Origin of the sequence: uncultured Negativicoccus sp. (assembly GCF_902480485.1) — a bacterium.
Taxonomy (GTDB): domain Bacteria; phylum Bacillota; class Negativicutes; order Veillonellales; family Negativicoccaceae; genus Negativicoccus; species Negativicoccus succinicivorans.
The window spans coordinates 1-7342 of record NZ_CABSTC010000058.1 but is presented as its reverse complement, the minus strand read 5'-3'; the positions used below and the strand labels follow the sequence as shown (position 1 = coordinate 7342).

The 7342-nt window shown below is 54.1% G+C and carries 7 protein-coding genes; all 7 read left to right on the top strand.

Features of this window, described 5'->3' with window-relative positions; translation table 11 throughout:
* A partial coding sequence (locus tag RDN69_RS05350) for a hypothetical protein (RefSeq protein WP_288218332.1) occupies positions 1 to 250 on the top strand: 250 nt, incomplete at its 5' end.
* A 29-nt stretch (positions 251 to 279) separates the two neighbouring features.
* Positions 280 to 1830, top strand: a complete 1551-nt coding sequence (locus RDN69_RS05345) for an S-layer homology domain-containing protein (protein ID WP_273259565.1) — start codon at positions 280 to 282, stop codon at positions 1828 to 1830.
* Between the two features lie 239 nt (positions 1831 to 2069).
* The gene (locus tag RDN69_RS05340) at positions 2070 to 2894 is read left to right on the top strand and encodes a Cof-type HAD-IIB family hydrolase (protein ID WP_024048934.1); all 825 of its coding nucleotides are present in this window, start codon (positions 2070 to 2072) and stop codon (positions 2892 to 2894) included.
* Positions 2884 to 3786: an RNase adapter RapZ gene (gene rapZ / locus RDN69_RS05335; RefSeq protein WP_024048933.1), complete on the top strand. Its 903-nt coding sequence runs from the start codon at positions 2884 to 2886 to the stop codon at positions 3784 to 3786. The genes RDN69_RS05340 and rapZ overlap by 11 nt, the downstream gene beginning before the upstream one ends.
* A gap of 3 nt (positions 3787 to 3789) precedes the next feature.
* The gene (gene yvcK, locus RDN69_RS05330; protein ID WP_024048932.1) at positions 3790 to 5130 is read left to right on the top strand and encodes a YvcK family protein; all 1341 of its coding nucleotides are present in this window, start codon (positions 3790 to 3792) and stop codon (positions 5128 to 5130) included.
* Positions 5131 to 5150: 20 nt separating this feature from the next.
* Positions 5151 to 6095 (top strand): DNA-binding protein WhiA, encoded by a 945-nt coding sequence (whiA, locus tag RDN69_RS05325; protein WP_024048931.1) that lies wholly within the window; start codon positions 5151 to 5153, stop codon positions 6093 to 6095.
* Complete coding sequence (locus RDN69_RS05320) at positions 6092 to 7210, top strand: hypothetical protein (protein WP_273259569.1); 1119 nt, start codon at positions 6092 to 6094, stop codon at positions 7208 to 7210. The genes whiA and RDN69_RS05320 overlap by 4 nt, the downstream gene beginning before the upstream one ends.
* Positions 7211 to 7342 lie beyond the last annotated feature (132 nt).

Genomic DNA, 7342 nt, shown 5'->3' with positions numbered 1-7342 from the left:
GTCCGCGCCAAATATCGTATTCTACTTAAAATTGATTCAACCCCAAAGACGAGTATTCAAAAACTTTACAGAATACCGTCAGTCATGCGGCCGGGAGATTTCGGAAGAAGTTTCTTATACAGTAAGTAGTATGCATTTCTGTGGTGCACCAAAAATAAATTTAAGTCTTGACGTATCGGGCTGTTTTTTTTATAATAAACGAGATGAATTCATAAATTTATCAAATAATGTTAGACTTTCAAGCACCTAATTGAGAATACAAAGTAGAGGAGTTTATTTATGAAATTAAAATCCGCAACATTATTGCTCGCGTTGGCGGGTATGGTAAGCGCGCAGGCCGCGCAACCGTTCAGTGATGTAACGCCGCAGGATTGGGCGTACCAAGCGGTGCAGCAGCTGGCTGCCGAAGGGATCATCGAGGGATATCCCGATCAGACGTTTCGGGGAGAAAAGGCGATTACCCGTTACGAAATGGCGCAACTGGTTGCTCGTGCAATGGTCAGAGAAGACCGGATGAATGCGGAACAGCAACAACAGTTGCAACAACTCGAAGCGGAGTTCGCGAATGAACTCAGCAGTCTGGGTGTTCGTGTCAGCGCGCTGGAAGACCGCGTCGACAATGTGAAAATCAGCGGCGCGGTTCGTTTGTCCTATCAGACCGGCGATTCGGATATTCGTGACGGTTACGGCAGCGGTGATGACCGCGTCGAAGCAAAAGCCGATATTAAATTAGCTGCCAGCGTCAGCCCACGAACCACGGTAACCACGGTTTTGGAATCGACGCACGCTCTTAACGGCGAACCGTACACGGACGCGGGGTATGCCGGATTTAAAGACCACAATAACTATGATAATCTGGAGGTCAAATATCTTTTTGCGCAGCATCATTTCGATAAAGGCTCGCTTGTTTTCGGTAAATACCGCGCGGACTTGGGCGTAACCGGTATTTTCTACAATGATGCGTTCAGCGGTGTCGGCCTGACTTTGGGCAACCCGACAAAGGGCAGTCATGTTAAAATTTCCTACGGTCATGTACAGAGTCTGGACATGCCGTTCGTTCACCCGATGCTCGTCGCTTACGGCATTCAGAGTCGCGAGGATCATTCGGCGTTTACACCGGAATCGTTATTCGTCGAATACGCCTATCATCAGCAGCGTAAGGTCGACTTTACCGCTTGGCACTTACAACCGAGCAGCAAAACCGGTGAAGTCGTTAAAGTGTACGGCGTGGGTCTTTCCGTTTGGCCGCATCCGTTCGTCAATATCCACGGCGACTACATTTTGAATAACGCGAAAGACATAGTCAATAACGAAAAACCGAAAATCTGGACCGCCGGCGCGTCTTTCGGTATCGCGCACCCGGCGTATCCGCACTCCTTCCAGGTCGGTCTGGATTACTTCTCCAGCGATGCCGGTTCGTACTTCGGCGGAAACAAATTGGAAGTACTGCGTCCGTACCTGAGCGGCATGCAGAAACCGGATGCGCACTTCCTGCAAAACGATTCCTGGAAACCGACGGGCAACCCGATCTATGATGGCGCGCAGGCGCAAGTAAAACATCAGCTGGAATCGATTTATGGCGACCAGTCGACCGCGTCTTACTTCGCCGACATGATGGCGGAATGGACATTCGATCCGAAAAATGCGCCGAAATATTTCCGTCAGAACTACAATAGAAAACATGGCGGCGCGGAAGGCTGGATGGCAAGCCTCAAATATGTACCGGTGAAAAACGTGTACATGGAAGCGTTCTACGTTTTCGATGCGAAAAATAAAGCGGGCGCAAAACTCGATGATACGTTCCGCATCCAGGCGACCTATCTTTTCTAATGATAAAAAGCGGCTTCGGCCGCTTTTTTTGTTGCGCCATTTACAATCCTATTTTGCCGATCGTTCACCGGAGCAAAGCGCAGGTATAACGACGATCGCAGAAAATGTGTCGGCAACACCTGATTTTGTCAAAAATACTCGCTGTAAAAAAATGCCAAAGCGCGTTAAAAGACTGTCAAGTAAGGGCAACGAAAGATGGAACACGCCGCTCCGTGTTATAATACACTCGAGGTGATGAAGTGAATCCAAATATTCGTATGTTGGCGATCGACATGGACGGCACGCTGTTGCATGACGACACGACGATTTCGCCATACACACATGACATATTGACGCAGGCGCTGGCAGCCGGCGTGCGGGTGGTTGTGGCGACCGGGCGCATGTTTTGCTCGGCGCGACAACTGGCGACCGAACTCGGGCTGGGCGATGTGCCTCTGGTCACGTATTCGGGCGGCTTGATCGCTAAATGCATTTCCGGTGAAATTTTATATCACGCGCCGATTCCGCTGGCCACCGCGCGCGAAATCGTGGCGACGGCGTGCGAGTTGGACGCGTTCGTACATGCGTATGTGCATGATGAACTGTGGGTGCGCTTTCGCGACCGGCGCGTTGACGATTACGAGAAACACTGCCGCATTGAAGCGAAAGTGATCGGTGCTGAAATGGATGCATTAGCGGCCGCGCCGACGAAACTTTTGATCAATGAACCCGATCCGCAAAAAATAGCGCGCATAGCCAAGGTATTGCGGGAAAAATTTGCCGGGCGGGTGCACTTTGTACAGTCATCGCCGATGTTCTTTGAAATGGTGGCGCCTCACGTCAGCAAAGGGGTCGCCGTCGAGCAGCTGGGACTTCGGTACGGTATCAGTATGAAACAGACGATGGGATTCGGCAACGCGCAAAATGATTTCGATCTGTTGCGTGCGGTCGGCTGGCCGGTGGCGGTCGCCAATGCCGTGCCGGAACTGAAAGCGGTAGCGGGGTATATTGCGCCAAGCAACAATGAGGACGGCGTCGCGAAAACAGTCGCGAAATATGTATTGGAGGCAAATGATGGCCGGTGATTTTCAGCTGATTATTATGACGGGCATGTCCGGGGCGGGAAAGTCTCGCGCACTCCAAATTTTGGAGGACATGGGGTACTTTTGTGTGGACAATTTACCGCCGGTACTGATTCCGAAATTCGCGGAAATCTGTCGCGAAGGCGGTCCGAAAGTCCAGCACGCGGCGCTGGTTGTCGATATTCGCGGCGGTGAATTTTTCACGTCGCTCGTGGACGCGCTGCAACAATTGGCGGCGGGCGGTTACCATTACCGGCTGCTCTTTTTGGATGCGACGGACAATGTGCTGGTACGCCGCTATAAGGAAACCAGGCGGGCGCACCCGCTGGCGCCGCGCGATCGTATTTTGCAGGGCTTGCAAAAAGAGCGCGCGCTTTTACGCGGTATCAAGGAGCAAGCGGCCTCGGTAATCGATACGAGCGAACTTTCTTTGCAGGGATTAAAGGGTCTGTTGCAGCAGCAGTTTAAAAATTACAGTACGGCGGAAGGATTCAATATTACGGTGGTGTCATTTGGATTTAAGTTCGGCACGCCGCTGGATTTGGATATGATGCTGGATGTGCGTTTCTTGCCGAATCCTTTTTACCTGGATGAATTGAAACACTCGTCGGGACGGGTACCGGCGGTGAGCGAGTATATCGGCAAGTGGGATGTCACCAAGGAATTCATGCAAAAACTCACGGAATTGGTCGATTTTCTCACGCCGCACTATGAGCAGGAAGGCAAGCAGCAGTGGGTCATCGGCGTCGGCTGCACGGGCGGGATGCATCGTTCCGTTTGGGTAGCCGAAGCACTATCCCGCCACTTCAAAGAAGCGGGTTACAGTGTATCAACGGAACACCGCGATTTATTTAAAAATGACGTGCACGAGGATTACGCGCCGGCAAAGGAGTAGCTTATGTGGCATTCGGCATGGCGCTGGCTCTATCCGGGGCTGCGCATCAAACGTTGGGTTCTACTCTTTTCGGTAGGACTTTTGCTCTTGGTCTTAGGTCTGACAACCATTATTAACTACCAGGTTTTCGGTGTGCTGGAAGAATTTTTGTTCCGCGTTCTTTACGAGATGACGGGACGTTACAATTACACGTTGCTCGCCGGCGTCGGGGCGGTCCTGATCATCGTCGGCGCGCTGGTGATGATTTTCTCGTTCCAGCGTTTGATGCAGCGCATTTTGCAGAGCATCGCGCCGGAAGGCTCCGGCAAAGTCAGCCAGATGATGTTGGAACGCGCACGGCGGGATCGGGGACCGGCGATCGTCTCCATCGGCGGCGGTACCGGCCTTTCGAAACTGCTGCGCGGTTTGAAAACGAAAACGTCCCATTTGACAGCGATCGTGACCGTCGCCGACGACGGCGGTTCATCGGGCCGCCTGCGCGAGGAAATGGATATTATCGCGCCGGGCGATCTGCGTAACTGCCTGGTGGCCATGGCCGACAAGGAAAGTCAGATGGAATACATCTTCCAACACCGTTTCGGCGGCACAGGGGAATTGGCCGGACACAGTTTGGGCAATCTTTTCCTGGCGGCATTAATGGAAGAATATAAGGATCCCGTTTTGGCGCTCGAAGCGGCGAGCGAAATTTTAAATGTGCGCGGGGAAGTGGTACCGGCGACGACCGAGCCGGTGCGTTTGCGCGCAGAGATGACTGACGGCGTCTGCGTAATCGGTGAATCCGAAATTCCGGAGTACGGCGGTCGCATTCAGCGGCTGCATATTTTACCGGATATGCCGCAGGCGGTGACGGCGGCCTTGGCGGCGATCGAAGCGGCGGATGTCATCACGCTCGGTCCGGGGAGCCTTTACACGAGTATTTTACCGAATCTTTTGGTGCCGGAAATTGCGACCGCCTTGCGGCGCAGCGATGCCACCAAAATTTATATCTGCAACGCGATGACCCAACCCGGTGAAACGGACGGCTATACGGTGGCGGACCATTTGCGGGCGTTGATCGATCATATCGGGCCGGGAGTGGCGGATTACGTTTTGGTGAACGATTACGCGCCGGCCGGCGAAGTGCTCGAACGTTACGCGGCCATGGGATCCTATCCCGTGGTCTGCGATACCGAAGCGGTACAGGCGCTGGGCGCCAAAGTCGTGCGCGCGAAACTGATCGCGGACGGCATGACGGTAAGCCATGCGCCGGACCTGGTCGCCGATGCGATTGTGAATATGGTGCACGCGGTGCAGTCGGATCTTCATCCACAATTATTGGATTACTATTTTGATCGCAGTTTATAAGCGTCAGAAAGGAGGCGGCGATGTCCTTTGCCGAACAAGTAAAAGACGAATTGGCGCGGGTAGTGCCGACGGAAGTCGAAGCCCGTCGCTCGGAACTCACCGCCTTATTGCGCATGGGAGGATCGCTCGTCATGGGGAACGGCGGCGCGGGCATTCGGTTTGTGACACATCATAATCCGACGGCGCGCAAAATGCTGACCTATGTCAAAGCAACGGGCGGTATCGTGCCGCAGGTGATGGTGCGCCGCGGCAACAAATTGCGCAAGAAAAATGTCTATACATTGACGATTTTACCCGGTCCGATCGGCCAACGCTTCCTGGAAGAATTGGGATTGTTGCCCGTGACCGAGATCCGTGACGATGAAATGTTTCGTGGCCGGGAAGTCCGGCGCGCTTACTTGGCCGGCGCTTTTTTGGGCGGCGGTTCGGTCAATCGTCCGCAAGGCGATTACCATTTGGAGTTCGTCACGGAGTCCATTGCCTTTGCGACGACCTTGGTGAGCATGCTTAAAACGTTTCGTCTGCAAGGGCGCATCGTCGAACGCAAAGACGATTACATCGTTTACCTCAAAACGGGGGAAAGCGTCGCGCGGCTGTTGCAAATTATGGGCGCGGATCAGGCGTTACTGGAATTTGAAAATGTCCGCGTGTTGAAAGATATGCGGAATCAGGTCAACCGCGTGGTCAATTGCGAGACGGCCAATTTGCAAAAAACGGTAGACGCCGCGGTACGGCAACTGCGTGACATCGAACTGATCCGCAGCGTGCAGTCGTTGCACACCTTGCCGCCGCGTTTGAAAGAAGCGGCGGAACTGCGTTTGGCGCATCCCGATGTACCGCTTCGGGAGCTTGCGGGCTATACCGACAAAAAAATGACAAAATCAGGATTGTATCACCGATTCAGGAAATTGTCGGATCTTGCGGACGTCTTGCGGGCCCAAGCTCAGGATAGGGGGGAATCATGAAGCAAACCTGGAAGAATTGGCTCAATATCGTCGGTGGGATGCTGGTCGCATCGCTCGCCAACGGTCACGCGGAAGCGTATCCCGAGGCGGAGCTGTCCGCCTGGCAGGCGCCGTATGTGGGGGAAGAACAGACGGCGACACGCAGGGATAACAGTGAGACTTTAGTGTTTTCCGACAGTCCGGAGTATGTCATGGAGGAAGGCCTGCTTTGCCAAGGGACCATTGACGGCCATGGACGGCTGTACTTTTACCATGTCAACGGATCCCCGCGACCGATGCAATTGGTGGTGTATGCGCTTTCTGACACCACCGGAGCGGCGGTCGGCGTGACGCGGGAAGTAGTCGGTACGCCGGACAGCTTTTATACTCGCCACGGTCGGGAAGTATCGCGTAAAGAACTTTTTGCGTCGGCGACGCAGCGCGTGTTGCGCCTGACGGAAGGGCGGCCCGAACTGCTGCTCCAAGAAGAACGGATTGTCGTACAGCCGGGCGAATTGATTTCGGGCATTTTGGACTTGGAAACGTCAGCTCCCGTCAATGTGCGGGTCGCTATGCTCGGTACTTCGCGCACCGCCTTGCACCGCTTGGCGTACCTGCCGCCCTTAGAACAGGATGCGTCGCATGACCGCGGCACCTTTCCCGCTACGGCGCGCGAAGTCAAGCTGGCACCGTATCGTCCGGATCGTGACGGCATGCGTGTCATTCATTTGGCCGACGGTACCCGCGATTCCTACCTCAGCGGGCGCGATGAAATCACCGGACGCGAAGTGACCCTATGCGGCAATTACGGCATGACGTATACCATTAAAATTCCTCTCATCGGATTGGGGCCGGTAGATCTTTTTTTCAATCCGCAGGGAGGCGGCTATGCCGGCGATATGGCCATCGAAGTCAACGGTCGTTGGCGGCCGATATCGCTCGCGGGTCATTACCAAAAGCGCGCCATCGGTACCGATACGGTACAGGATACGATCCATCTCGGAACGTTTCCTACCGAAACCACGGTGACTGTCACCTGGACGCCGGCGGGGGCATCTTTTTTGCCCGTACGGATATGGCTGGTACCGCACGCCATGGGCGCTTCCCAAGCTGCCCGCGAGCAGGAAGACGATTGACAAAAGAACCGGCAATGAGTACAATAGTACAGAAAACATTACCGCTTGCGAGCGGTGGTGAGAGCATCTTTTAAACTGTCAAGAGATACAAGCCAGTGCTGGTTTTGCTTGGAGCCGGACTGTTGCTGCTGC